The 23,981-nt window shown below is 35.9% G+C and carries 22 protein-coding genes and 1 tRNA gene; 18 read left to right on the forward strand and 5 right to left on the reverse strand.

Going from position 1 to position 23,981, the window contains the following annotated elements; all coding sequences use genetic code 11:
* Positions 1–171: 171 nt before the first annotated feature.
* The gene (locus EKL98_RS00600; protein ID WP_126561284.1) at positions 172–3,009 is read left to right on the forward strand and encodes a WD40/YVTN/BNR-like repeat-containing protein; all 2,838 of its coding nucleotides are present in this window, start codon (positions 172–174) and stop codon (positions 3,007–3,009) included.
* Positions 3,010–3,083: 74 nt separating this feature from the next.
* On the opposite strand, the gene aceA is transcribed toward EKL98_RS00600, so the two are convergent.
* Both aceA and aceB read right to left on the reverse strand, forming a co-directional pair.
* Positions 3,084–4,364, reverse strand: a complete 1,281-nt coding sequence (aceA, locus tag EKL98_RS00605; protein ID WP_126458105.1) for an isocitrate lyase — start codon at positions 4,362–4,364, stop codon at positions 3,084–3,086.
* Positions 4,365–4,441: 77 nt separating this feature from the next.
* Positions 4,442–6,043, reverse strand: coding sequence for a malate synthase A (gene aceB / locus EKL98_RS00610; RefSeq protein WP_126561285.1), 1,602 nt, complete (start codon positions 6,041–6,043; stop codon positions 4,442–4,444).
* A gap of 161 nt (positions 6,044–6,204) precedes the next feature.
* Here aceB and EKL98_RS00615 point away from each other — a divergent pair, with 161 nt between their 5' ends.
* The 4 genes from EKL98_RS00615 to EKL98_RS00630 all read left to right on the forward strand — a co-directional run bounded on the left by EKL98_RS00615 (position 6,205) and on the right by EKL98_RS00630 (position 12,585).
* On the forward strand, positions 6,205–7,686 hold the full coding sequence (locus EKL98_RS00615) for a helix-turn-helix domain-containing protein (RefSeq protein ID WP_126458099.1): 1,482 nt from the start codon (positions 6,205–6,207) through the stop codon (positions 7,684–7,686).
* Between the two features lie 1,385 nt (positions 7,687–9,071).
* The gene (locus EKL98_RS00620; RefSeq protein ID WP_126561286.1) at positions 9,072–9,737 is read left to right on the forward strand and encodes a succinate dehydrogenase cytochrome b subunit; all 666 of its coding nucleotides are present in this window, start codon (positions 9,072–9,074) and stop codon (positions 9,735–9,737) included.
* 12 nt (positions 9,738–9,749) lie between these two features.
* The gene (locus EKL98_RS00625) at positions 9,750–11,750 is read left to right on the forward strand and encodes a fumarate reductase/succinate dehydrogenase flavoprotein subunit (protein WP_126458093.1); all 2,001 of its coding nucleotides are present in this window, start codon (positions 9,750–9,752) and stop codon (positions 11,748–11,750) included.
* Between the two features lie 88 nt (positions 11,751–11,838).
* Entirely contained in the window at positions 11,839–12,585 is a 747-nt protein-coding gene (locus EKL98_RS00630; RefSeq protein ID WP_126458090.1) for a succinate dehydrogenase/fumarate reductase iron-sulfur subunit, read from the forward strand.
* A gap of 110 nt (positions 12,586–12,695) precedes the next feature.
* On the opposite strand, the gene EKL98_RS00635 is transcribed toward EKL98_RS00630, so the two are convergent.
* The gene (locus EKL98_RS00635) at positions 12,696–13,259 is read right to left on the reverse strand and encodes a hypothetical protein (protein ID WP_126561287.1); all 564 of its coding nucleotides are present in this window, start codon (positions 13,257–13,259) and stop codon (positions 12,696–12,698) included.
* Positions 13,260–13,333: 74 nt separating this feature from the next.
* Between EKL98_RS00635 and EKL98_RS00640 the strand changes: the two genes are divergently transcribed.
* A complete protein-coding gene (locus EKL98_RS00640; RefSeq protein ID WP_126458084.1) occupies positions 13,334–14,104 on the forward strand; it encodes an amidohydrolase in 771 nt (256 codons plus the stop codon).
* A 3-nt stretch (positions 14,105–14,107) separates the two neighbouring features.
* Here EKL98_RS00640 and EKL98_RS00645 read toward each other — a convergent pair whose 3' ends face one another.
* Entirely contained in the window at positions 14,108–15,760 is a 1,653-nt protein-coding gene (locus tag EKL98_RS00645; RefSeq protein WP_126561288.1) for an Ig-like domain-containing protein, read from the reverse strand.
* Positions 15,761–15,978: 218 nt separating this feature from the next.
* Here EKL98_RS00645 and mce point away from each other — a divergent pair, with 218 nt between their 5' ends.
* The 3 genes from mce to EKL98_RS00660 all read left to right on the forward strand — a co-directional run bounded on the left by mce (position 15,979) and on the right by EKL98_RS00660 (position 16,998).
* Complete coding sequence (gene mce / locus EKL98_RS00650) at positions 15,979–16,380, forward strand: methylmalonyl-CoA epimerase (protein ID WP_126458077.1); 402 nt, start codon at positions 15,979–15,981, stop codon at positions 16,378–16,380.
* A gap of 143 nt (positions 16,381–16,523) precedes the next feature.
* Positions 16,524–16,597: transfer RNA gene (locus tag EKL98_RS00655), tRNA-Ile, on the forward strand.
* A 164-nt stretch (positions 16,598–16,761) separates the two neighbouring features.
* Positions 16,762–16,998 (forward strand): hypothetical protein, encoded by a 237-nt coding sequence (locus EKL98_RS00660; protein ID WP_126561289.1) that lies wholly within the window; start codon positions 16,762–16,764, stop codon positions 16,996–16,998.
* 35 nt (positions 16,999–17,033) lie between these two features.
* On the opposite strand, the gene EKL98_RS00665 is transcribed toward EKL98_RS00660, so the two are convergent.
* Positions 17,034–17,621 carry a riboflavin synthase gene (locus EKL98_RS00665; protein WP_126561290.1) on the reverse strand — a complete coding sequence of 196 codons (588 nt, stop codon included), beginning with the start codon at positions 17,619–17,621 and terminating at the stop codon, positions 17,034–17,036.
* Between the two features lie 57 nt (positions 17,622–17,678).
* On the opposite strand from EKL98_RS00665, the gene pdxA reads away from it, so the two are divergent.
* The 9 genes from pdxA (at position 17,679) to EKL98_RS00710 (ending at position 23,898) form a co-directional block, all read left to right on the forward strand.
* Positions 17,679–18,728: a 4-hydroxythreonine-4-phosphate dehydrogenase PdxA gene (gene pdxA / locus EKL98_RS00670; RefSeq protein WP_126458071.1), complete on the forward strand. Its 1,050-nt coding sequence runs from the start codon at positions 17,679–17,681 to the stop codon at positions 18,726–18,728.
* Between the two features lie 85 nt (positions 18,729–18,813).
* Positions 18,814–19,356, forward strand: a complete 543-nt coding sequence (locus EKL98_RS00675; RefSeq protein ID WP_126458068.1) for a YceD family protein — start codon at positions 18,814–18,816, stop codon at positions 19,354–19,356.
* Positions 19,357–19,365: 9 nt separating this feature from the next.
* Positions 19,366–19,560, forward strand: a complete 195-nt coding sequence (gene rpmF / locus EKL98_RS00680) for a 50S ribosomal protein L32 (protein ID WP_007137315.1) — start codon at positions 19,366–19,368, stop codon at positions 19,558–19,560.
* Positions 19,561–19,732: 172 nt separating this feature from the next.
* Positions 19,733–20,731, forward strand: a complete 999-nt coding sequence (locus tag EKL98_RS00685; protein WP_126451979.1) for a beta-ketoacyl-ACP synthase III — start codon at positions 19,733–19,735, stop codon at positions 20,729–20,731.
* A 23-nt stretch (positions 20,732–20,754) separates the two neighbouring features.
* Positions 20,755–21,234, forward strand: a complete 480-nt coding sequence (gene accB / locus EKL98_RS00690) for an acetyl-CoA carboxylase biotin carboxyl carrier protein (protein WP_126458065.1) — start codon at positions 20,755–20,757, stop codon at positions 21,232–21,234.
* A 91-nt stretch (positions 21,235–21,325) separates the two neighbouring features.
* Positions 21,326–22,672, forward strand: coding sequence for an acetyl-CoA carboxylase biotin carboxylase subunit (gene accC, locus EKL98_RS00695; protein WP_126561291.1), 1,347 nt, complete (start codon positions 21,326–21,328; stop codon positions 22,670–22,672).
* A gap of 386 nt (positions 22,673–23,058) precedes the next feature.
* On the forward strand, positions 23,059–23,235 hold the full coding sequence (locus tag EKL98_RS18465) for a hypothetical protein (protein ID WP_317125370.1): 177 nt from the start codon (positions 23,059–23,061) through the stop codon (positions 23,233–23,235).
* Positions 23,236–23,270: 35 nt separating this feature from the next.
* Complete coding sequence (locus EKL98_RS00705) at positions 23,271–23,567, forward strand: hypothetical protein (protein WP_126458056.1); 297 nt, start codon at positions 23,271–23,273, stop codon at positions 23,565–23,567.
* A 34-nt stretch (positions 23,568–23,601) separates the two neighbouring features.
* Positions 23,602–23,898 (forward strand): hypothetical protein, encoded by a 297-nt coding sequence (locus EKL98_RS00710; protein WP_126451975.1) that lies wholly within the window; start codon positions 23,602–23,604, stop codon positions 23,896–23,898.
* Positions 23,899–23,981 lie beyond the last annotated feature (83 nt).

The raw sequence follows: 23,981 nt of genomic DNA on the forward strand, positions 1-23,981 counted from the left end.
AGCGTTAGGATTCGTATTGATACCATTTCTGGCTACGCTCATTTTATAACAATTTGTTTATAATATTGAATAATCAAAAATACTAACTTTGAGAGAAACGGATGTTAATTACACGATAAAATTTTCAGATAACTATTTTTATGATTAATTTTCCAACTCAAATAAATTTACATGAAAAAAATAGTACTCTTTTCGGCTCTTATTGCACATAGTGTCTCCTGGGGACAAGTTTCTGCCGAAGCGATTCAGCAAGCCTTGGAAGCCAAAAAAATAATGGAGAAACAATCGCTTTTTCAAAATGTTGCTTTCGGAAATGTCGGTCCAACGGTGATGAGCGGAAGAGTGGTAGATGTGGATGTAAACCCCGAAAATCCAACCGAGTTTTATGTGGGCTATGCTTCAGGCGGACTTTGGTACACGAATAATAACGGAATGAGTTTTTTGCCTGTTATGGATGCGGCGCCTACGCAAAATGTGGGTGATATTGCGATAGACTGGAAACGAGGCACGATTTGGGTAGGAACTGGCGAAGTCAATTCGTCGCGATCGTCTTACGCCGGAATTGGAATTTTAAAATCCGAAGACAAAGGAAAGACTTGGCAAAATATGGGATTGCACGACAGCCATCACATCAGCAGAATTTTGATAAATCCATCAAATCCAGATGAAGTTGTTGTGGGTGCCGTGGGTCATTTGTACTCAAAAAATGAAGAAAGAGGAATTTACAAAACGACTAATGGTGGGAAAACGTGGAGTAAAACCCTTTATATCAATGATGAAACGGGAATTATAGATGTGGCTGTTTCACCAAAAAATTTCAAAGTTCAATATGCGGCTTCTTGGAGTAAAGATAGAAAAGCGTGGGATTTTATAGGAAGCGGTGCTACTTCGGGAATTTATAAAAGTGAAGATGCGGGATTCACATGGAAACTTTTCACGAATGCTGAAAGCGGATTTCCGGTTGGAGAAGGCGTTGGAAGGATTGGTTTAGCGGTATATGACGATGAAAATGTGTATGCCATTTTGGACAACCAATTCAAAAGACCGTTACAATCCAAAAAAAGTAATTCGTTACCGGTTGCGTTTTCTATGCCGGGGGACGAATTCTTAAAATTACCTAATAAAAGTCTGAATTCTATTTTAAAGAATTACGGTTTAACCGAAAAATACAGAGCCGAAAATATCAAACACTGGGTTCAAAACGGGTATTTACAACCTAACGAAGCAGCAAAAGTGGTTTTGGATGCGATTAATAGTTTAGCGGAAACAGAAGTAATTGGAGCCGAAGTATACAAATCAAGTAACGGCGGGAAAAACTGGACGAAGACCCATCAAGATTTTATCGATGATTTCTTTTATTCGTACGGGTATTATTTCAGTGTTATTTCAGTTGATCCTAACGATGTCAATAAAATTTATTTATCGGGTGTGCCCATTATAAAATCAAATGATGGCGGAAAAACATTCACCTCCATAAGCGAGGAAAATGTTCACTCGGATCATCATGTTGTTTGGGTGAACCCAAATAAATCAGGGCACTTAATCAATGGAAATGATGGAGGTTTGAATATTTCGTATGATGATGGAGCGCACTGGGTGAAAAGTAATTCGCATTCAGTGAGTCAGTTTTATTCAGTAAATGTAGATGAGCAAGAACCGTATAATATTTATGGCGGGATGCAGGATAATGGGGTTTGGGTTGGTCCAAGTGATTATAAATATTCCTCAGAATGGTACCAAACCGGAAAATATCCTTACGAAAATTTGATGGGTGGAGATGGAATGCAGACTCAAATTGACAAAAGGAATCCCAATATTGTTTTTACAGGGTTTCAATTTGGAAATTATTACAGAATTGATCGTGCGACTAACAAGCGGGAGTATATTTCGCCAAAGCCAAAAAAGGACGAAAAGCCCTTTCGATTCAATTGGCAAACGCCTATTTTATTGTCTTCACACAATCAGGATATTTTATACATGGGATCTAATTTCTTGCATCGTTCGATGAATCAAGGGGAAACTTGGACGGCTATTTCGCCGGATTTAACGCAAGGAGCAAAAGAAGGAAATGTTGCTTTTGGAACAATTGCTGTTATCAGTGAAAGTACCTTGCAGTTTGGGTTACTATACACAGGAAGTGATGATGGATTGATTCATGTTTCGAAAGACGGCGGTGCAACTTGGAACAAAATTTCGGGAAATTTACCCCAAAACCGCTGGGTTTCCAGAGTCGTGGCTTCGGCACATAAGAAAGAAAGAGTGTATGCGACTTTGAACGGGTATCGAAATGATGATTTTACCAGTTATGTTTATATGTCAGATGATTTTGGTCAAACGTGGAAAAATATCGCCAATAATTTACCTGCAAGTCCAGTGAATGTAATTGTGGAGGATAATGTAAACGAGAATGTTATATATCTGGGAACGGATAACGGTTTGTATGTTTCATTAAATAAAGGAACATCTTGGGATGATTTTTCTAATGGAATTCCAAACGTGGCCGTTCACGATTTAGTGATTCAAAAGAAAGCAAAAGATTTAGTGGTAGGAACTCACGGTCGTTCGGTGTATAAAGTCAATTTGGATCAAGTGCAACAACTGAATGATAAAGTTGTAGCGGAAAATCTTCATGTTTTCGAACTTAAAAAGATAAAAAAAACAAAAGAATGGGGAAACAGCTGGAGTTCTTGGGCTAAGGCTTCAGAGCCAAAAGCAGAGATTTGGTTTTATTCGAATGGAGATGCAGAAGTGCTTTTGCAAATTGAGAACAGCTTGAAAGAAGTGGTTTATTCTCAGAAAGTGAAGGCTGTAAAAGGATTGAACAAACATGTTTATTATCTTTCCATAACCAAAGCAATTGCTGATAATTGGAAAAATAAAGACAAAAAATTAAAATTGGAACCAGCCAAAAACGGCAACTATTACCTTCCAATTTCGGTGAATAAAATAAGCATTCAAAAAGGAAAAGAGAAAGTGGTTACTGATCTTGAAATTATCGAATCAAAATAAACAGTCCTTTTATTTTAAAAACAAAAAACACGATTTCAGATGAAATCGTGTTTTTTTTATAGTTGTTGTTCTGTTTAAAACTGTGCCGCTTCTGTAGAATCTTTCATTGCGGTTGTAGAAGATTTCCCAATTGTTACAGTATTTTGTACCGCATCAAAATAAGATGTTCCTACGAAACCTTGGTGTTTTACCGCTTTGAAACCGTGTTTTTGCAAAGCAAACTCTCTTTCCTGCAATTCAGAATATCCTGCCATTCCTCTTTCTTTGTAGGCTTTAGACAATTCGAACATACTAGTGTTTAATGCGTGGAATCCGGCTAAAGTGATGAACTGGAATTTGTATCCCATTGCAGCAAGATCTTCGCGGAATGTTTCCATTTCAGCAACGGATAATTTTGCAGCCCAGTTAAAAGAAGGCGAACAATTGTAAGCCAACATTTTTCCTGGGAATTTTGCGTGAATTCCTTCAGCAAATTGTCTAGCGTAATCCAGATCCGGATTGCTGGTTTCCATCCAAATTAAATCAGCGTAAGGCGCATAGCTCAATCCTCTGTCAATTCCTTGCTCCACACCACAATTTACATAGAAAAAGCCTTCTCCTGTTTTTTCTCCTGTGATGAATTTAGCGTCTCTTGGGTCAATATCGCTAGTCAATAAGTTGGCTGCATCCGCATCGGTGCGTGCCACAACAATTGTTGGCGTTCCCATTACGTCAGCTGCTAAACGAGCCGCAATCAATTTGTTGATGGCTTCTTGCGTAGGAACCAATACTTTTCCACCCAAGTGACCGCATTTTTTAGCAGAACTCAATTGATCTTCAAAGTGAACTCCGGCTGCTCCCGCTTCAATCATCGCTTTCATTAATTCAAAAGCATTTAGGTTTCCACCAAAACCGGCTTCGGCGTCAGCCACAATAGGAACTAAATATTCTTTTTTGTCTGCAGTCCCGTTAACCACTTGTATTTGATCTGCTCTCAATAAAGCGTTATTGATACGTTTTACAACCAATGGAACACTGTTAGCAGGATATAAAGATTGGTCAGGATACATTTCGCCGGCTACGTTTGCATCAGCAGCAACTTGCCATCCGCTCAAATAAATGGCGTCTAATCCTGCTTCTACTTCTTGAATGGCTTGGTTTCCGGTAAGCGCGCCAAGTCCGGCTACAAAATCCTGAGCATTTAGTTTATTCCATAAAGTATTCGCTCCAATTCTGGCTACGCTATGTTCTATTTGATACGAACCTTGCAATTTCACCACTTCTTCAGCAGTATATGGTCGCTCAATGCCATTCCATCTTGGGTTTGTAATCCAGTCGGTAACTAATTCTTGAATTCTTGTTTCTGTAGTTTTCATAGTGTTTATAAAGGTTTAATGGTGTTTAATGATTTTTTATTGAAATTGATTTTATTGAAATTGATTTTATTGAAATTTTAAATGTATTTGTATCCTGGAATAGTCAAAAACTCGATAAAATTGTCGTTCACGACCAGAATATCTAATAATTGTTCTGCCAATCTGTATTTTTGTTTTTCGTGATTCTCATCTCCAACGAGCTTTCTTATTTTTTCAAATTCTTCCATGGCCAGTCGGTGATAGTATTTTTCAGTCAGGACTTTTTGATTATCTAAAACCACTTTGTTTTGCAGCCATTGCCACAATTGTGATCTTGAAATCTCAGCAGTAGCGGCATCTTCCATTAAATTGTGCAAGGCCGCGGCGCCTTGTCCGTTGAGCCATGAAGCAATATATAAAACCGAAATACTGATGTTTTTTCGAACACCTTGCTCGGTAATGGTTCCTTTTGGCGTTTCCAGTAAATCACTTTCGGTAACGTATACGTCTTCTCTTTTTACCTGAATTTGGTTTTGGTTTGGCATGTATTTGTCGAATACCGTCATGGCAAGCGGAACCAAATCTGGATGTGCAACCCAAGTGCCGTCATGACCATTTTTTACTTCCCGTTCTTTGTCCGCAATTACTTTATCGAAAGCAATTTTATTGGCTTCTTCGTTGTTTTTTATCGGAATTTGTGCCGCCATTCCGCCTATTGCGTGAATATTTCGTTTATGGCATCTTTGTATAACCAATTGGGAATACGCACTCATGAATGGGGCAGTCATAGTCACCTGATCTCTATTTGGAACAAGAAAAGCTGGATTTTTTCTTAGTTTTTTGATGTATGAAAAAATGTAATCCCATCGACCGCAATTAAGGCCTACAATATGCTCTTTCAGTTCAAAAATGATTTCATCCAATTGAAAACTGGCCGTAATGGTCTCTATCAAAACTGTAGCTTTGAATGTTCCGTTATTTACACCCAAATATTCCTGCGTGAATTCGAAAACCTCATTCCACCATCGCGCTTCCAGATAATGTTCCAGTTTTGGAATGTAAAAATAGGGCGCCGTTCCATCCTCAATAAGTTGTTTGTAATTATGGAAAGCATACAAACCAAAGTCAATTAGCGATCCCGAAGTTTGTTCTCCATCAATCAAAATATTTTTTTCCGCCAAATGTAATCCTCGTGGTCTGACAAGCAGAACAGCAGTTTTGTCGTTCAGACTGTATTTTTTATTTTTTATAGTGTCTTCAAGAGTGATGGTTTTATTCACCGCGTCTTTCAGGTTTTGCTGTCCTGACATTAGGTTGCTCCACGTAGGCGAAGTACTATCTTCAAAATCAGCCATGAAGGTTTTTGCTCCGGAATTCAAGGCATTGATCACCATTTTTCTGTCGACCGGCCCTGTTATTTCGACTCTTCGGTCTAATAAATCCTTGGGTGTTTGCGCCGCTTTCCAATTGCTTTCTCGGATGCTTTTTGTTTCAGCAGGAAAAGTGGGTAAGACCCCCTGATCAAATAAATCCTGTTGTTTTTTTCGTTCTTCTAAAAGGTCGAGTCTTTTTTTGTTGAAATTTTCATGAAGTAAAGACAAAAAAGTCATGGCTTCATCAGTTAAGATTTCCGGGTACTGATCGGTGGTTTCTTCTGAAAAATTTAACAAATTTTTCGAATATACTTCTTTAAAATTCATTTTTTAACACATTTAAATTGATACTATTAAACTTTTGCTGATAATTATTAATTATTCAACACTGCAATACTACAAAAAGTTTTTTACAAAACAAGCGAACGTACGCTAAAAATTAAAAATATTTTTTTTGGCGTAAATATTTTTTACATTATCTTTGAAATATGAATATAGAAAAGGATTATATCAAGTTAATTTTTGGACTTAAACTCAAGCAGGCTCGTACCAATAAAAAACTGTCTTTATTTGGTTTGGCAAAAATCACGGACCTTTCAAAATCGTACTTGAACGAAATTGAAAAAGGGAAAAAGTATCCTAAAACGGATAAAATTATTCTGTTAGCCGAAAAACTCGATATTTCCTATGACAATATGGTTTCCTTGAAACTGGATAATAATCTGGCCCCCATTGGAGAAATCCTAAAATCTGGCATTCTGAAAGAGATCCCGTTGGATATTTTTGGGATTCAGGAAAATGATCTTATCGACATTATTGCTAACGCTCCTGCAAAAGTCAATGCGTTTATCAGTACGATTATTGAGATTGCGCAACATTATAATTTAACCAGAGAGAGTTTCTTCTTGGCTTCATTGCGTTCGTATCAGGAAGCGCACACCAATTATTTTGAAGATTTAGAGCTGAAGGTGTTGCAGTTTTCCAAAGCATTTTACGTAAATATTGACACTAAAATTTCGATTGAAGAACTCACAGCAATATTAATGGAGGAATACGGATATACGATAAAAGAACTTGTTTTTTCGGAACAAGAACAATTGGGGGATTTGAGATCGATTTTTGTGCCAAAAAGCAAGACTTTGTTACTTTCATTAGATATTGACGAACCTCAAAAAGCATTTATTTTGGCCAAAGAAATTGCGTATAATTATCTCGCAATCACCGATAGACTGTATACGTTCAGTTGGATTAAATTTGATAATTTCGACCAAGTTCTGAATAATTTTTATGCTTCATACTTTGCGGGAGCATTGCTTATTCCACGACAGAAACTGATAGACGAACTGAATTTATTTTTGTCCAAAACAGATCCGAAACCTCAGGAAATGATTGCTTTGATGAGCGGGTTTAATGTTTCTCCGGAATCATTCTACCAAAGATTGACCAATATTTTGCCAAAAGATTTTCAGTTAAAAAATCTTTTTTTCCTGCGATTGTCCCATCAAAAAGGAACGGACACCTATCAGATAAAGAAAGAATTACACATCACCAATCAGCAGGAGCCGCATGCGAATGAAATGAATGAGCATTACTGCCGAAGATGGGTTTCGATACGCACAATTGAGGAGTCTTTGAAGCAAAATAAAAACCACTTTTTTGATGCACAAATCTCCAGTTATGAAAACAGTAAAAATGAATATCTTGTTTTTTCATCCGCAACACCGGATCCGTTCAAGGTAGATTGTATCCGCAGTATTTCAGTAGGGATTTTAATTACTCCGGCCGTGAAGAAAAAATTTAAGTTTATGGAAAACGACTCCATTAAAAAACAAATTGTTGGGGTTACCTGTGAGACCTGTGCGGTAAAAAATTGTTTGGAACGTGCTTCGCCACCAATTCAGTTAGAGCAAAAAATGCGAAACGAGAATACGGAAGCGATTGTTCAAAAATATATGGCGAAATTCAATTGACTTTAAAACTCTTGTTATTTAATTGTAAATAAAGCGTTTACGGTTAGTTTGTATTTAAATAATTTTTATCTTCGTAAGAATTAACCTTAAATATATTAACTTGATAAAAAAAGTAATGCCTTTTAATTTTGTTCTTCTAACAATTTCTATACTGCTTTTTGGGTCTTGTGCTGACGATTCTGAAATCTCCGCGGATTCTGCTAAATCTATTGATCGTAACGAGTACATTAAACATGAAAAAAAATAGAAAATCCTTATTCTGTAAATAATTATCAGTAGAGCATTATCTAATAACAAACCTATAGATCGAGTGAGTGGCTATACGTTACCGCAATTAGAGCAAGCACCAGTGGGAGCAAGATCGTGATGGGAATGGCGCGATAATATCAAAAACAAATACGATAATCCAACTGAGATTTTTGCAGAAGAATTATTTAATAATTGGCAAGACTAAAAATATGAAGAATATACTATTTTTATTGCTCATACTGCTTTTTAGTAGCTGTACAGAACAATCAAGAATGTACTGCAACAAATCAATGTTTTAATCAAGCTAGAAACATTTTTAATCCAATGTTTAGAGATGAACGCACCGAAGTTTACACCATTACTCCGGAAGATTATCAAAACGCGCAAGACTGCGGTGGGAATTGTAATTAAGTACTATGGAAAATAAATGAGGCTTAGTATTTTGTATAGACTAAGTCTTTGTTGAAATAAAGGCTGTCTCCATTACGAAGATAGCCTTTATTTTATGTTACACAGTAGTAAGATCCTGCAATACTTAATGAAATATATAAAGTGTTAGCACAATAACCCATTTTATAACACGACTAGGCTCGATTTGACAATGGTATTAATGTCTATATTGTTGTGTTTTTTATAGAAGTTAAAATGAAATTTCAGGATTCATTTTAAGGAGTAGAATATACTTAGAAACAGATTTCGCCATTTCATTGGTGCAGTCCATATTTTTAGGCCCGTGTATTTTTAGAACATCAAAAGAGATGATGTTAGTTTAGTTTTTTTGCTTATAAAAGTAAATTTAGGAGTTTGACGACAATTTTTTTAAAGTTGTTAAAATTGTATTTAGTGACTTTTTAAGAATTTGAAAAATAAACCATGCCAAAATTATTGATATGATACGTTTAATGTGAATATTTTAAGGATTATTGTTTTCATTTGCAATCGTTAAATTTTAAAATATATTGTTTTTGTTCTGCTAAATGACAGATTTACAATATATTAAGTGCCGGGTTTAAGTAAATTATTAACTTCGGAGCTTTAGCACTTTAAAATGATTATAAATTATAACGAAAAGGTTGTAGTTCACTACTAATTGCTCTATTTTTGTGTGATTCTTAAATTAATTCATTCAAATTCCTATGGCAAAATCTGCATTATTAAAGTCATCGATAGCAAAAAAAGTCGCTATGGCGCTTTCTGGACTTTTCTTAATTTTATTTTTAGCACAACATTTTTTTATAAACAGCACCTCCGTTTTTAGTCCTGACGCTTTTAACTCTATTTCTCATTTTATGGGAAATAATCCGTTGGTTCAGTTTGTAATCCAACCCATTCTTATTTTAGGTGTTGTATTTCACTTTGTAATGGGTATCGTTTTGGAAATCAAAAATAACAGTGCCAGACCAATTTCTTACGTTAAGAACAACGGCGCGGCTAATTCCTCTTGGGCTTCAAGAAATATGATTGTTAGTGGTTTAGTAGTTCTTGCTTTTATACTACTACATTTTTACGATTTCTGGGTTCCTGAAATGGTGTATAAATATGTAGCGGTTAATCCGCTTGACGAAACCAGATATTTCGCTGAGTTGACGCATAAATTTGAAAGTGGTATTCGTACGGCAATTTATTGCGTTTCGTTTCTTTTGTTATCGTTACACTTGTGGCACGGTTTCAATTCTTCGTTCCAATCTGTAGGTTTTAATAATAAATATTCAAAATCGTTGCATACATTAGGATATGCTTTTGCAATTATTGTTCCTTTTGGTTTCATTTTCATTGCATTATTTCATCATTTCAATCATTAATATTAAATTATAATGGCATTAGATTCAAAAATTCCTACAGGTCCAATTGCGGACAAATGGACAAATTATAAAGATCATATTAATTTAGTAAACCCTGCTAACAAACGTAATTTAGATATAATTATAGTGGGTACAGGTCTTGCTGGAGGTTCTGCTGCTGCAACATTAGCAGAATTAGGATATAACGTAAAAGCATTTTGTTTTCAAGATTCACCCCGTCGTGCGCACTCCATTGCTGCACAAGGAGGAATCAACGCCGCAAAAAATTATAAAGGAGACGGTGATTCAGTTCACAGATTGTTTTACGACACTGTAAAAGGCGGAGATTATCGTGCTCGTGAGGCTAACGTACACCGTTTGGCAGAAGTTTCCGGTAATATTATTGATCAATGTGTGGCACAAGGTGTTCCTTTGGCTCGTGAATATGGAGGGTTATTAGATAACCGTTCTTTTGGCGGAACTTTGGTTTCTCGTACTTTTTACGCACAAGGACAAACAGGGCAACAATTGCTTTTGGGTGCTTACTCAGCAATGAATCGCCAGATAGGTCGTGGTAAAGTAAAAATGCACAACCGTCATGAAATGCTGGATTTAGTAATCGTAAACGGAAAAGCAAGAGGAATTATCGCTCGTAACCTAGTTACCGGTGAAATAGAAAGACACTCAGCTCATGCGGTGGTTATTGCTTCTGGTGGTTATGGAAATGTGTTTTTCCTTTCTACCAATGCTATGGGAAGTAACGCTACTGCTGCCTGGAAAATCCACAAAAAAGGGGCTTTCTTCGCTAATCCTTGTTACACACAAATTCACCCTACTTGTATTCCTGTTTCAGGAGACCACCAGTCAAAATTGACATTAATGTCAGAATCATTGCGAAATGATGGACGTATTTGGGTTCCTGCAAAATTAGAAGATGCGCAAGCGATTCGAGAAGGAAAGAAAAAAGCAACCGATTTATCAGAAGATGAAAGAGATTATTTCTTAGAAAGAAGGTATCCTGCCTTTGGTAACTTAGTGCCTCGTGATGTAGCTTCCCGTGCTGCCAAAGAAAGATGTGATGCAGGTTTTGGAGTAAACAAAACAGGTGAAGCAGTTTATTTGGATTTTGCGGCAGCTATTCAACGGTACGGAAATGAACAAGCGTATGTGAAAGGATTGGATACTAATGATACTAAATTAGTAACTAAATTAGGTACTGAACTTGTAAAAAGTAAATACGGGAACTTGTTCCAAATGTATTATAAAATTGTAGATGAAGATCCTTATACTGCTCCAATGATGATTTACCCTGCGGTACATTATACAATGGGAGGTACTTGGGTTGATTATAACTTGCAAACTACTATTCCGGGTTGTTTTTCCATTGGGGAATCGAACTTCTCAGATCATGGAGCTAACAGACTTGGAGCTTCGGCTTTGATGCAAGGTTTAGCAGATGGGTATTTCGTATTGCCATATACTATTGGAGATTATTTAGCTCCAGACATTAAAATGGGTGCCATATCTACAGATTTACCTGAATTTGTTGCTGCTGAAAAAGCGGTAAAAGACCAAATCGAAAGATTCATGAACAATAAAGGAACACATTCTGTTGACTATTTTCATAAGAAATTAGGGAAAATTATGTGGGACAAAGTGGGAATGGCTCGTAATGAAAAAGGATTAAACGAAGCAATTGTAGAAATTGCTGCTTTGCGTGAAGAGTTTTACAAAGAAGTAAAAGTTCCCGGAGATGCGAATGGTTTGAATCAAGAATTGGAGAAAGCAACTCGTGTTGCCGATTTCCTTGAATTGGGGGAATTATTTGCTAAAGATGCATTACACCGTAATGAATCTTGCGGAGGACATTTCCGTGAAGAATACCAAACTGAAGAAGGAGAAGCGCAACGTGACGATGAGAATTTTGCTTACGTAGCAGCATGGGAATACACTGGGAAACCAAGCGAAGCAATTTTACACAAAGAGCCGTTGGTATTTGATAACGTGAAATTAGTTCAAAGAAGTTATAAATAATTTAGTCTAATGTCTAACGTCTTAAAGTCAAGTGACTCCATGTCAATCGACTTTCGACTTTCGACTCTATGACTTTCAAACTAAAAATATGAAACTTACATTAAAAATATGGCGTCAGAAAAATGCCGCTGCAGAAGGTAAAATAGTTGAGTATCCTATAGATCATATTGAGCCAGACATGTCATTTCTTGAAATGCTTGACATTTTGAATGACGAATTGATCATGAAAGGGGATGAACCAGTTGCATTTGATCACGATTGTCGCGAAGGAATTTGCGGAATGTGTTCTTTGTATATCAATGGGGAAGCGCACGGACCAGACCGTGGCGTTACCACTTGTCAATTGCACATGAGAATGTTCAAGGATGGTGACACCATTTTTATTGAGCCGTTTAGAGCTAAAGCTTTTCCTGTAATAAGGGATTTAGTGGTCGATAGAAGTTCTTTTGACAGGATTCAACATGCGGGAGGATTTATATCCGTAAACACCTCAGGAAATACTATTGATGCTAATACGATCCCTATTAATAAGGAAGATGCGGATAATGCTTTTGATGCGGCTACTTGTATTGGTTGTGGAGCTTGTGTGGCGAGTTGTAAAAACTCATCGGCGATGCTTTTTGTCGCTGCAAAAGTATCTCAATATGCGTTGTTGCCACAAGGAAGAATTGAAGCTACTGACCGTGTATTGAATATGGTGAGCCAAATGGATGCGGAAGGTTTTGGGAACTGTACCAATACTGGAGCTTGTGAAGTAGAATGTCCAAAAGGAATTTCTCTTGAAAATATTGCCCGTATGAACAGAGAATATTTATCAGCAAGTTTAAAAGGGTAAACATTTAGTCCTAAAGGTCAAACTCAAAGGACAAGGATTGCATAATAATTTAAAACGCATTCAATGTCAAAGTTGAATGCGTTTTTTTATATAAAATAATCTATTATACACTAATCTTTCCATCCCCAAGGTGCGGCAGGCGTACCTACTGTTTTTGTCAAATCAAATTTCACGGTAAACAGTCGGTCAGAACCGATGCGCCTTAGGTTGTACGTGAAAGAAGTTTCGTCAAGAGTAATCCACCAAACATTTGCAGCAGCATTTGGAATCAAATCACAGGTTTCCTCATCTGCCGGAAAAAACTGAAGCGTTGCTGACCCCGCATTAGTGGTTGTCCCTCCATATTGTGTCACCTTATCCTCCGAGCCATCTTCGTGGCGGTGGTCGTGTTTCAACTGGATGCGATCGTTATCATAAGCAAGTACCCATGTTCTTGATTTGTCGTCTCCTACAAAAAACGGAATCCGAATCGTTTTTTCATCGCAGTTGCGGACATGCATCACCAGTTTTTTATCCCGAAAAGTATCATTGGTTGCACCCTCTGTGACTGTTCCTTCAAAGGATTTCCCACATTGTTTTTGTAGGTTTTCCCAAAATTGTTTCGCTCCCGATTTTTCCTGTCCAAAAATAAAAACAGAAAACAGAAAAGAGTATACAAGAAATATCTTTTTCATAAAGTCATTTTTTAGCTAATATAATGAACTTATGGTGTTGTGATATTTCTTATTTTTATAAAAAATAAAGTAAAATGAAAATTATCCTAATTCAAGCTCCTTTAGTTTGGGAAAACCCAAAAGCCAACCGAAACTATTTCGAAGAAAAAATCAGTGCACTTACTGAAAAGGTAGATTTGATTGTGCTTCCTGAAATGTTCACAACGGGCTTTACGATGAATCCAAAGGATGTTGCAGAAACAATGCAAGGCGAAACCATTGTATGGTTACAATCATTGGCAAAAGCTACAAATAGTGCTATAACAGGAAGTTTAGTTATTAAGGAAAACGGAAATTTTTACAACAGAATGGTGTTTGTATTTCCTTCTGGAACAATTCAGTGCTATGATAAAAAACACTTGTTTACTTTAGCTGGCGAAGATAAAGTATATACTAGTGGCACCCAAAAAACGATTGTAAATTATTTAGATTGGAAAATTTGCCTTCAAATATGTTACGATTTGAGATTTCCTGTATTTTCCAGAAATTCAGAGGATTATGACTTGGTGATTTATGTTGCAAGCTGGCCAAAAATTAGAACAAATGCTTGGGATGCTTTATTGAAAGCACGAGCGATAGAAAACATGTGCTATGCTATTGGTGTCAATAGAATCGGTATTGACGCAAATGGTTATGAATACATAGGTCACTCACAAGCAGTCGATTTTCTGGGGAATTACATTCAAGAACCAATAGAAACAGAAGGTTTGTTTTTAGTAGAATTAGACCCAGAAAAAATGCTGGAAACCCGACAAAAATTGGGTTTTTTGAATGACAGAGATTCTTTTGAAATAGAAAACAGGTAACGTTTATTTCTTCTTGTTGGTTTTCTTTTTAGGTTCCGGAATGTAGGGAAGACTTAAATCAAATGCCTGGTTGACGTCCCAATTTGCCCGAACAGGAATTTCTTTGGAAAAGTAAATCACTTCCTCGGCTTGACGTTTTTCTAAATAATTACCGGAATCCCATTCCTTGTTTTTATTGGCATCATAAATAATTCGGAGCGTGTACAGCTCGGGGTCAATTAAATTAAAATTTATTGTGGTGTTTTCCTCGGTATATTCAGTAGCTAAAACGTCCCCTTTTGCATTCGTGAGTTCAACAATGACGGGAAATTGTTTTGCTTTTTGCAACTGCACGGTCAGATTCCCATAATCAGCAGTGCTTTGAGTGTTTAATTTATACGTTAAAGTATCGTTTGTTTGTTCGAAAAAATCAGTTAACGCTCCAGGTAAAATTTCAAATGTATAATTTTCGGAAGGTTCTTTAATGAAATCAAAAAAAAGCTTTTGATTGAATTCGTCGTATTTAGTGGTAAACGGCACTGCATCTTTTGCGTTATTGGTTAGGTTTATTTTCGAATTTTCGAAACGGGTTAAAGGAGTATTACTTTCTAATGTAAATTGCTCTCTAAATTTTAAGGTTCCGTTTTGCAGGGCTATGACGTTTAAAGTATCTTTTTTCTGATCTTTTATTTTAAAATTGAATTTCGATTCATATTGACCTTTGGCTACAGCCAAATTTAGTGAATCAGCTTTAATGGGCTTGTACCAGATTTGAAGGGAATCTTTTTTTGGAAATTTAGTAATGACAGTAGGCAGAAGATCGTTGTTGTTTTTTAAAATTATTTTGGGCCTGTCATCAGCAGAATTTATTAGTCCCTCATACCCTACTAACAAACGGTTTCCTGAGGCTTGACTAGGCTTAAATGTTTTGAAAGGAAGTGTTTCCTTAAATAATTCTAACTCATAAATAGTGTCATTTGGAATCGTAATAAAGTCTTTGCTAAATCCAATTTTATCTGTTTTTGGGTTGTATTTATTGTTGCTGTTGTAGTCTTTCATGGCTACAAGAAGATATTTCCCTGCTTTTAAATTCTCTAAACGAAACGTCTTCAAGCTGTCCAATGTATTGGTTACATATCTTGGGGTTTCGGTATAAACAACGGAGTCCTTGAAACTGTCATTGACTTCGTAAAGCATAACTGATACGAATGATTCCACTTCTTTTTCATATGCACTTTTCAGAGTGCCACCAAGGCTTAAAGAGTCAATATAATCGCCGGTAGAAAACACATATTTGAATTGATTTAACGGATTCCCTTCATTATTATCAGCAATACTTTGTCCAAAATTAAAGCTGTACGTGGTGTTGGGTTGTAGTGTATCTTTAATTTTTATGGTGATCGTTTTGCTTGCCGTTGTGGGTAAAACCAATGGATCGTTCTTCATTGGTGGCGAAATAATCAATTGTTTGTTCAGGTTTTTTATTTTAATATTTTCGTCAAATACCAACTTAATCTCATCTCCTTTGAAGTTTGTGTTGAAGTTTTCCGGGAAACTCATTTTCAAAACAGGCGCAATAGTATCTTTTAATCCCCCGGTGATAGAGCCTCTTTTGGCACAACCAGCTACAATAAAAAGCAATAATAAGAAGGCGTATTTTAAATTGTTTTTCAACATATCAAATCATAATTAGAATTTACAAAATAACAATTATAATTCATGTGATTGCTATTTTTTATAAAATTATTATGCGTAATAAATTCAACTTGCCTTTTGTGGGGACCTTGTTTTTTCTTTTTAATGTTTAATTTTACACTGAAAAATAATTGTAGTTATAATTCGCAGTGGTAGTAGAGTTTTTCAACTAAAGTAGCGTTGCGCTCAAAACATAAATAATGAGGAAAATAGAACACATTGGGATTGCAGTTAAGAATTTAGAAGTTTCTAATAAAGTTTTTGAAAAGCTTTTTGGAGCTCCGGCCTACAAATTCGAGGCGGTAGAAAGTGAAGGAGTAACAACTTCTTTTTTTATGAATGGACCGAACAAAATTGAGCTTTTAGCGGCTACCAATCCAGAAAGTCCTATTGCTAAGTTTCTTGAAAAAAAGGGAGAAGGCATACACCACATTGCCTTTGACGTAGAAGATATAGTTTTAGAAATTGCGCGTTTAAAAAAAGAAGGTTTTATTGTATTAAATGAAATTCCTAAAAAAGGGGCTGATAACAAGTTAGTTGTCTTTTTGCATCCAAAAAGTACGAATGGCGTTTTGATTGAGTTGTGTCAGGAAATAAAATAAGTATTTTTAGGATAATTCATTTAGTATTCTACTATTCAGCAAGTTTCTGCTTGAAAGCAATGAATCATTGAAATATTATTGAAATCTAAGTCAAAATATTTGGAGTACATGAAAAATAGTAGTAATATTGCACACTCTTAACCGGTCCTATAGCTCAGCTGGTTAGAGCACCTGACTCATAATCAGGTGGTCCCTGGTTCGAGCCCAGGTGGGACCACAGTTTAAGTTTAAAAGCCTTGCAGTACTGTAAGGCTTTTTTTTAAATCTAAATTTTTATAAAAACCGCATTTTTTTCGGGTTAGTGTTATTTATGTTGAAAGGATGTATTTATTTTAAAGCTTAAATACTCTGATTTTTTTAAAGAATAATTCAATTTTAAATATGAAAATTGTCCAAATGGTGTTTTTTACTCTGGTTTTATTTATGTTTTGTATTTTTAATGTATTAGCTAAAGATCCGCCGCAACCCGCCGCAGCTGGGGAAAGGACATCAACAACGCCACCACCTCCGCCAGGATTGCCTGTAGATGAAAATATTAACACCATGATGGCACTTGCTTTGCTATTTGGGATTTACATCATTTATAGCTTTAAGTTAAAACAAAAAACTCTAATGTAGATTCGCGTTTTTTTGTTTATAATACTATCGAGTTATTATTTGTTGGCATACAATCTGGAAACGTATTTACCAATGACATCAAATTCAAGATTTATTTTTGTGCCAACTTCAAAAGTTTTAAAATTAGTATGTTCGTATGTATAAGGAATAATGGCGACACTAAACTGATTTTTCTTTGAGTTCACAACCGTTAAGCTGACGCCGTTTACCGTAATGGATCCTTTCTCAATGGTAATGTTGTTCCAATTTTCCTCATATTCAAAAGTGTAAAGCCAGCTGCCGTTGGTCTGCTCGGCAGTGATGCAGGTGCCCGTTTGGTCTACATGTCCCTGAACAATATGTCCGTCCAGCCTATCTCCCAGCTTCATTGCTCTTTCCAGATTGATACTGTCTCCAACTTTCCAATCCGATAAATTTGTTTTTTTTATAGTTTCGTCTATTGCGGTTACGGTATAAAAAGTGTCGTTGATAGCAACAACCGTAAGACAGACCCCGTTATGTGCCACGCTTTGATCTATCTTAAGTTCAGTGGTAATTGATGCATTTATGGTAATATGAACGTTATTTTTTTCTTTTTTTATTTCTTGGATGATACCAAGGGTTTCTATGATTCCTGTAAACATTTCTTGTTTTTTTTACTAAATTTGCACTTCAAAATTAGCAATAAATAACGGTATGTCATTATGAAAAAAGCAGAAAATATAATTGTCGGAATTTCTATTGGAGATTTAAACGGTATTGGAAGCGAAGTTGTTTTAAAAACATTTGAGGATTCTCGCATGTTAGAGTTGTGCACTCCAGTTATCTTTGCTAATGTCAAGTTGTTGTCTTTTGTTAAAAAAAGTTTTCAATCAACATCTTTGCTCCACGGGATCGACAAATTAGATCAAATCGTATTAGGCAAAATCAATGTATTAAACCTCTGGAAAGAAGGTGTGGATTTAAATCTTGGCAAGGATGATTCTAAGGCAGGGGAATATGCTATAAAATCATTTATTGCAGCGACGAAAGCACTCAAAGAAGGTGTTATAGACGTTCTGGTAACAGCACCAATAAATAAATTCAATATACAATCAGACGATTTTAAGTTTCCGGGTCATACGGATTACCTAGACCAAGAACTAGAAGGCAATGCCTTGATGTTGATGGTTCAGGATAATTTGAGAATAGGATTGCTGACAGATCATATTCCGCTTAGTGAAGTCGCCTCACAGCTAACGGAAGAATTGATTGTGCGAAAAATCGAAACGGTCAGACAGACTTTGATCAAAGATTTTGGCATTAATAAACCCAAAATAGCAGTTTTAGGTTTAAACCCGCATTGTGGAGATGGCGGAGTCATAGGGACAGAGGATGACTTGATTATAAAACCTACATTAAAAAAAATGTTCGACAAAGGGATCTTAGTATTTGGTCCATTTGCTGCAGATGGTTTCTTTGGCAGTAATCAATACGAGAAATACGATGCCGTTATAGCAACCTACCACGATCAAGGATTGATTCCTTTCAAAACATTATCTTTTGGAAAAGGAGTAAATTATACTGCAGGCTTGCATAAAATAAGAACCTCACCAGATCACGGCACCGCTTATGATATAGCAGGCAAGGGAATAGCTGATTTTAACTCCTTCAAAGAGGCTGTATATCTGGCAATAGACATTTATCATTCCAGAAATCAATATGCAGAAATTAGCAAAAAACCATTGAAAACAAAAGAAAAGCAGTTGTGAACAAAAAAAAGTGAATAACATTATTAGATTTGCAATAATTTTATATCTTTGCACTCCCGAAGTTTAGGGGAAAATTGTTGTTGAAATGAAGAACACAAAAGAATATTTAATTCCTTTTATAGGATTAAAGCTAGGGAAACATCATTTTGAGTATCAAATCAGTAATGCGTTCTTTGAAATCTTTGATTATGATGAATATCAAGATTCAAAGATCAAAGTAAATGTAGTTTTAGAGAAAAAAAGCACACTGTTAGAGTTGCGTTTTAATCACAAAGGGGCTGTAAATGTGCCATGTGATCTTACCAGCGAAGATTTTGATCTGCCAATTGAGGGCGAAATGAAATTAATCGTTCGTTTTGATGAGGTTTACAATAATGACAACGACGAATTATTGATTTTGCCCCACGGAGAGTTTGAAATAAATATTGCACAATATATCTATGAAATGATTGTGCTGTCAGTCCCTTTAAGACGCGTTCATCCGGGCATACAAGATGGAAGTTTAAAGACTGAAGCCTTGACAAAACTCAATGAATTGACGATAAAGGAAGAAAAAGAAGAAAATAAAGAAGAAGAAAATATTGACCCGCGTTGGGACAAGTTAAAGCAACTATTAACGGATAAATAATATAGTAAAATGGCACATCCTAAGAGAAAAATCTCCAAAACAAGAAGAGATAAAAGAAGAACACATTACAAAGCTACTGTAGCACAGATTGCTACTTGTCCAATTACTGGAGAAGCACATTTATACCACAGAGCGTATTGGCATGAAGGTAAAATGTACTACAGAGGGCAAGTTGTTATAGATAAATCTGTAGCTGTTGCATAATACATTTTTTGTAAATGATATTCGAACTCTCACATCGTGAGAGTTTTTTTGTTGTTTGTAATTTTCGTTAAATAAGAAGTTCTAATTCAAAGAGAATGGAATTTTTTTTGTAATTTTCAAGTCTTTTAAAAATTTTCAAATGGTACCATTTGACTAGAAATAAACGCATACAATGAATACAATCACAGCCGCAATAACCGCTGTTGGAGCCTATGTTCCAGACTTTGTACTAACGAACAAAGCTCTTGAAGCCATGGTCGACACCAATGACGAATGGATCACCTCTCGTACAGGAATAAAAGAAAGAAGAATCCTTAAAGACAAGGACAAGGGAACTTCTTTTTTGGCCATAAAAGCCGCGCAGGATTTATTGGCCAAAGCGAACATTGACCCTTTAGAGATCGATCTACTAATTATGGCAACCGCAACGCCCGACATGCCAGTAGCGTCAACAGGCGTATATGTAGCAACCCAAATTGGAGCCACAAATGCTTTTGCTTATGATTTGCAGGCTGCCTGTTCCAGTTTTTTGTTTGGGATGTCAACAGCTGCTGCTTATATTCAATCCGGAAGGTATAAAAAAGTACTCTTAATTGGTGCTGATAAAATGTCTTCTATCGTGGATTATAAAGACCGATCTACTTGTATTATTTTTGGAGATGGTGCTGGTGCAGTACTCTTTGAACCTAACTATGAAGGATTAGGATTGCAGGATGAATACTTGCGCAGTGATGGAATTGGCAGAGATTTTCTTAAAATTGATGCCGGCGGATCACTTAACCCTGCCTCTTTTGAAACGGTAAGAGACAACAAACACAACATTATTCAAGACGGGAAAACAGTGTTTAAATACGCCGTAACCAATATGGCAGATTCAAGCGAATTAATTTTGAAAAGAAATAATCTGACAAATGAAGATGTCGATTGGCTGGTTCCTCATCAAGCCAATAAACGTATAATTGATGCGACAGCCAACAGAATGAATTTAGAAGAATCTAAAGTATTAATGAATATCGAAAAGTACGGAAATACAACTTCTGCCACTTTACCATTAGTGCTTAGTGATTTTGAACATCAGTTCAAAAAAGGAGATACGATAATTTTGGCTGCTTTTGGAGGTGGATTCACTTGGGGATCTATTTATCTAAAATGGGCATACGACAAAAAATAAATTTAAACTAAAAACAAATAATTATGGATTTAAAAGAAATTCAAAATCTAATCAAGTTTGTCGCAAATTCAGGAGTTGCAGAAGTTAAACTAGAGATGGATGACGTGAAAATCACCATCAGAACAACCTTAGAAGGAAATGTCACTGAGACTACTTATGTACAGCAAATGCCCGCTCAAGGAGTGCTTCAGCAACCATTAGCTCCACAACAAGTGGCTCCCGTTGCAGTTGTTCCGGCAGTACCTGCGATAGAAAACGCTCATTTCATCACTATAAAATCTCCAATTATTGGAACTTTTTATAGAAAACCATCTCCGGATAAACCGATGTTTGTTGAAGTAGGTAAAAGCATCGCTAAAGGAGATGTTCTTTGCGTAATAGAAGCTATGAAGTTATTTAACGAAATTGAATCTGAAGTTTCTGGTAAAATCGTAAAAATATTGGTTGACGATATGTCGCCAGTTGAATTTGACCAACCTTTATTCTTAGTAGATCCATCATAAGAAATTATAAATTATAAATTTTGAATGATGCTTTTTCATTATTTGAAATAATTTAAAATTTAAAATTCAACATTTAAAATTGCAAAACAAGATGTTTAAAAAAATATTAATTGCAAATAGAGGAGAAATTGCGTTACGCGTAATTAGAACTTGCAAGGAAATGGGGATCAAAACAGTAGCGGTGTATTCTACTGCAGATGCCGAAAGTTTACATGTAAGGTTTGCTGACGAAGCCGTTTGCATAGGACCACCTCCAAGCAACTTGTCCTATTTGAAAATGTCAAATATAATTGCCGCCGCAGAAATTACAAATGCAGATGCAATACATCCAGGATATGGATTCCTTTCTGAAAACTCTAAGTTTTCTAAAATTTGTCAAGAACATGGAATCAAATTCATTGGAGCTTCTCCAGAAATGATTGATAGAATGGGAGATAAAGCTTCTGCAAAATCGACTATGATAGAAGCGGGTGTTCCTTGTGTTCCGGGTTCAGTTGGGATTTTAGAATCCTATGAACAAGCGCTACAGCTTTCAAGAGATTTTGGCTTTCCCGTAATGCTTAAAGCTACTGCCGGTGGTGGTGGAAAAGGGATGAGAGCAGTTTGGAAAGAAGAAGATTTGTTGAAAGCCTGGGAAGATGCCCGTCAGGAATCAGCCGCAGCTTTTGGAAATGACGGAATGTATTTGGAGAAATTAATCGAAGAACCTCGTCATATTGAAATTCAAGTTGTAGGAGATGCTTACGGAAAAGCCTGTCATCTTTCAGAAAGAGATTGTTCTGTTCAAAGACGTCACCAAAAATTGACCGAGGAAACTCCATCACCGTTTATGACCGATGAATTGCGTCATAAAATGGGGGAAGCAGCTGTAAAAGCAGCCGAATATATTAAGTATGAAGGTGCTGGAACGGTTGAATTTTTGGTGGATAAAAACCGGAACTTTTATTTCATGGAAATGAATACCCGTATTCAAGTGGAGCATCCTATTACAGAACAGGTTATTGATTACGACTTAATTCGGGAACAAATTATGGTTGCTGCCGGAATATCTATTTCAGGTAAAAATTATTTACCACAGTTGCACGCCATCGAATGTAGAATTAATGCAGAAGATCCTTATAATGATTTCCGTCCTTCTCCAGGAAAAATTACAACACTTCACATGCCCGGTGGACATGGTGTTCGTTTAGACACTCACGTTTATTCAGGATATACAATTCCGCCAAATTACGATTCTATGATTGCAAAGTTAATTACTACTGCACAAACTCGTGAAGAAGCAATTAGTAAAATGAGAAGAGCCTTAGACGAATTTGTGATTGAAGGAATAAAAACTACCATTCCTTTTCACAGACAGTTGATGGATGATCCTCGCTATATTGCAGGTGATTACACAACCGCTTTTATGGATACGTTCAAAATGAACGACCCAGAATAGCAGATTTACATATCTATAATAAAAAACCTTGCAGCGATGCAAGGTTTTTTTGTTTAGAACCACTACAAAAAAACAAAGCGGGTAATTTATACCCACAACACCTACGTTTTACCCACATTTCTCCTTATTAAAAAAAAACATATTTCATTAAACACCTCTATTACAGATACTTAATGACACAGCGCCTTCCTTTATAACTCTGGTACAATTATTTCAATTACTTGAACAATAATAAGTAACAATAATAATCTATAAATAAAACAGTATGAAAAAGTTAATGGTATCAGCAGCAATTGTAATAGCGAGTTTTTCAACATATACAACTACAAGCTCAGGTAACAACTACAACAGCAAAAACAGCCTCAATTCAAGAAGAATATATTGAAGTGAAAAATGAAGAAGTGCCGGAAGCTGTAACAAAAGCGTTAAAAACGGCTTACCCAGATGCAATTCTAGACAAAGCATATACAAATGCAAATAAAGAATATAAACTGGATGTGACTGTTGGGGACAAAAAAGGAAATCTTTTTGCAGATGCTACTGGGAAATGGATTCAAAAATAAAGCATTAAAACAATAACAATTTAAAAAAAAACACTATGAAAAAGTTAATTTTATCAGCAGCAATTATTTTAGGAAGTATGACAGCATTTGCCACTACAGTTCCAACTTCAAATGAACTAGTACAAACGCTATCCATTCAAGAGGAATATGTAGAGGTACAAGTAGAAAATGTTCCGGATGCTATTAAAACCGCTTTACTAGCAGCACATCCAGACGCTGTTCTGGACAAAGCACACGTAAATGCTAACAAAGAGTATAAATTAGAAGTGACTGCAGCAGCGAAAAAAGTTATTCTTTTTGCAGATGAAACTGGGAAATGGATTCAAAAATAAAGCATCAAAACAATAACAATTTAAAAAAAATACTATGAAAAAGTTAATTTTATCAGCAGCAATTATTTTAGGAAGCATGTCCGCATTTGCAACAATACTTCCCGTTCAAAACCCACAAAATCAATCGGTTTTACTACAAGAGGAATATACTGAAGTACAAGCAGAAGCAGTTCCTCAAGCAATAAAAACAGCTATGGAAAAAGCATATCCCGGAGCAATTCTGGGAAAAGCATACATCAATAAAAATAAAGAATACAAACTAGAAATTACAGTTGGAGACCAGAATGCTACTGTTTATGCGGATGCTGAAGGAAACTGGATAAATAAATAATTTAGGTGAGTTTTGTTTAAAAAGAGAGATTGTTTTAACAGTCTCTCTTTTTTTTGCAAAAAATTAGCTAAATACAAATTTAA

It is taken from the genome of Flavobacterium bomense (assembly GCF_003970355.1).

Coding starts and splice junctions, on each gene's coding strand:
- EKL98_RS00600 (WP_126561284.1), top strand. CDS start 172: ATGAAAAAAATAGTACTCTTTTCGGCTCTTATTGCACATAGTGTCTCC.
- aceA (WP_126458105.1), bottom strand. CDS start 4,364: ATGAAAACTACAGAAACAAGAATTCAAGAATTAGTTACCGACTGGATT.
- aceB (WP_126561285.1), bottom strand. CDS start 6,043: ATGAATTTTAAAGAAGTATATTCGAAAAATTTGTTAAATTTTTCAGAA.
- EKL98_RS00615 (WP_126458099.1), top strand. CDS start 6,205: ATGAATATAGAAAAGGATTATATCAAGTTAATTTTTGGACTTAAACTC.
- EKL98_RS00620 (WP_126561286.1), top strand. CDS start 9,072: ATGGCAAAATCTGCATTATTAAAGTCATCGATAGCAAAAAAAGTCGCT.
- EKL98_RS00625 (WP_126458093.1), top strand. CDS start 9,750: ATGGCATTAGATTCAAAAATTCCTACAGGTCCAATTGCGGACAAATGG.
- EKL98_RS00630 (WP_126458090.1), top strand. CDS start 11,839: ATGAAACTTACATTAAAAATATGGCGTCAGAAAAATGCCGCTGCAGAA.
- EKL98_RS00635 (WP_126561287.1), bottom strand. CDS start 13,259: ATGAAAAAGATATTTCTTGTATACTCTTTTCTGTTTTCTGTTTTTATT.
- EKL98_RS00640 (WP_126458084.1), top strand. CDS start 13,334: ATGAAAATTATCCTAATTCAAGCTCCTTTAGTTTGGGAAAACCCAAAA.
- EKL98_RS00645 (WP_126561288.1), bottom strand. CDS start 15,760: ATGTTGAAAAACAATTTAAAATACGCCTTCTTATTATTGCTTTTTATT.
- mce (WP_126458077.1), top strand. CDS start 15,979: ATGAGGAAAATAGAACACATTGGGATTGCAGTTAAGAATTTAGAAGTT.
- EKL98_RS00660 (WP_126561289.1), top strand. CDS start 16,762: ATGAAAATTGTCCAAATGGTGTTTTTTACTCTGGTTTTATTTATGTTT.
- EKL98_RS00665 (WP_126561290.1), bottom strand. CDS start 17,621: ATGTTTACAGGAATCATAGAAACCCTTGGTATCATCCAAGAAATAAAA.
- EKL98_RS00675 (WP_126458068.1), top strand. CDS start 18,814: ATGAAGAACACAAAAGAATATTTAATTCCTTTTATAGGATTAAAGCTA.
- rpmF (WP_007137315.1), top strand. CDS start 19,366: ATGGCACATCCTAAGAGAAAAATCTCCAAAACAAGAAGAGATAAAAGA.
- EKL98_RS00685 (WP_126451979.1), top strand. CDS start 19,733: ATGAATACAATCACAGCCGCAATAACCGCTGTTGGAGCCTATGTTCCA.
- accB (WP_126458065.1), top strand. CDS start 20,755: ATGGATTTAAAAGAAATTCAAAATCTAATCAAGTTTGTCGCAAATTCA.
- accC (WP_126561291.1), top strand. CDS start 21,326: ATGTTTAAAAAAATATTAATTGCAAATAGAGGAGAAATTGCGTTACGC.
- EKL98_RS00705 (WP_126458056.1), top strand. CDS start 23,271: ATGAAAAAGTTAATTTTATCAGCAGCAATTATTTTAGGAAGTATGACA.
- EKL98_RS00710 (WP_126451975.1), top strand. CDS start 23,602: ATGAAAAAGTTAATTTTATCAGCAGCAATTATTTTAGGAAGCATGTCC.